General features: G+C 46.0%; 2 protein-coding genes. Both read right to left on the reverse strand.

Annotation, left to right across the window (positions count from 1 at the left end):
* Positions 1 to 71: 71 nt before the first annotated feature.
* Positions 72 to 437: a response regulator transcription factor gene (locus PLA23_RS13210; protein WP_324475506.1), complete on the reverse strand. Its 366-nt coding sequence runs from the start codon at positions 435 to 437 to the stop codon at positions 72 to 74.
* 51 nt (positions 438 to 488) lie between these two features.
* Positions 489 to 1,607: a sensor histidine kinase gene (locus PLA23_RS13215; RefSeq protein ID WP_324475507.1), complete on the reverse strand. Its 1,119-nt coding sequence runs from the start codon at positions 1,605 to 1,607 to the stop codon at positions 489 to 491.
* Between the last annotated feature and the right edge of the window lie 98 nt (positions 1,608 to 1,705).

A 1,705-nucleotide genomic window follows, 5' to 3' on the forward strand; every position in this document is an offset into this window, starting at 1 on the left:
GCCGGCAGCTCTGCCAACTCCGATGTTGACCAGTTCTTTTATCCCGTCAAGAACCGGCTGTGGTACTGATCTCATGATGTCTTTTCAATCAATGCGGTAATCACCGGGATGAGTTCTTCTGCTTTTACCGGTTTATTGAGAAATGCCCGGGCACCTAATGAGAGACATTCATTCCGTGTCGATTCCTGAACATCTGAAGTAAGCATGACGACAGGTATGGTATTTCCTAAATCATGCAGTTCTTTTAAGACCTCTATACCATCTTTTTCCGGCATGAGGATATCCAGAAGAATAAGATCCGGTTGTAATTCCTGTATCTTTAAAAGGCCGTCATTGCCGTTTACCGCTTCATATACGTCAAAGCCACCTGCTCGTAACGGGGCCCCGACGACTCTGCGCTGGAATACTGAATCATCAATGATCAGGATACTGCTCATTAACTATCATAATGATCCGATTTCAGAAATAGATTGTGGAGCATGAAAAAATCAGTTCTCTTCCGAAAACCTGAAATTACCGGCAGGGACCCTGATCTCAAACCTGGCCCCTGTTCCATAGGTACCGGTCTCAATGATCTGCATACCGGTAATCCCCAGGATCTCCCTGACCAGAAAGAGACCAAGACCGGTATTTGAGCCAAACCCTTTCTTGAATATCTTCTCTTTTATCTCATTTGGGACGCCTGTTCCATTATCCTCAACGACAAGCGTGACACTATCCTCATCCTTCCTGCAGGTTACCCTGATACGGGTGGTATGTTCTCCGTGACGGACTGCGTTTTCAAGCAGATTATACATTGCTTTTACGATCATGGGATCTGCCAGGATTTCAAGGCTGCCGGTATCTGTTTCTATGGTAATATCACGGAATATGGGACCTATCCCGGAATTTTTCACGAGTGTTTCAACATGGTACCATGCCGGCAGGGCATTTCCCATCTCCTGATAGTCACGAGCAAAGGTTATATGACGCCGCATCGTTGCAGTAGCTTCTTTCATCTTTTCAAGGTAGGTCTGGATTTTTCCACCTGGGTTCAGATTCAGAATAATGCCTAAATATCCCTCAAAGACCGTCAGGGAGTTGAGCAGATCATGACGGGTAATCGAAGAAAGGTTATTGAGTTTTGAGAGAGCCATTTCAAGGGCACGTTCAGTTCGCTTCTTCTCTTCAAGTTCATACGCTATCTGATCTTTTATCTTCCGGTACCGAAAGACCTGCTCAGTAATCGCGGTTACATCTTCAACGGTAATAATTGCCTGTGATCCGTGATCAGGAATAATAAAGGGAGCGATAGTGATTCGCTGAAACCGCCCCTCATTCTGTCCGTTCTCCCGGAGCGGAAATATCCGGGGATGGAATCGTGATGAGAGAATGACTGGTCCCCCTCCTTTGAATACCACCATAAGCCGTGCATTTTCGTGATGCTGTCGAAACTGGGGGACGATGTCTTCAAGGAGATGACCTTCTGCGGTATCAGGACTGATACCTGTCCAGGAAACAAGGGTCTGATTCCAGAATGAGATGGTATGATCCTCTTTGATGATACAGATACCGACGGGGAGGGCATTGAGGCTTTGGGATATGATGGATGCATAATCAGACGTCATAGCCCATTCTCCATGATATGCAGGATAGCCTGTTGCATTCGATCAAATGATTCGGGAGTGATTGAAAAGAATAAAAAGCCTTCAATCACGCGATCCTG

Origin of the sequence: Methanospirillum sp. (genome assembly GCF_035406105.1) — an archaeon.
GTDB lineage: Archaea > Halobacteriota > Methanomicrobia > Methanomicrobiales > Methanospirillaceae > Methanospirillum.

Excerpts from the sequence above, each read along its gene's own strand:
- PLA23_RS13210 (WP_324475506.1), bottom strand. The coding sequence starts at position 437 with ATGAGCAGTATCCTGATCATTGATGATTCAGTATTCCAGCGCAGAGTC.
- PLA23_RS13215 (WP_324475507.1), bottom strand. The coding sequence starts at position 1,607 with ATGACGTCTGATTATGCATCCATCATATCCCAAAGCCTCAATGCCCTC.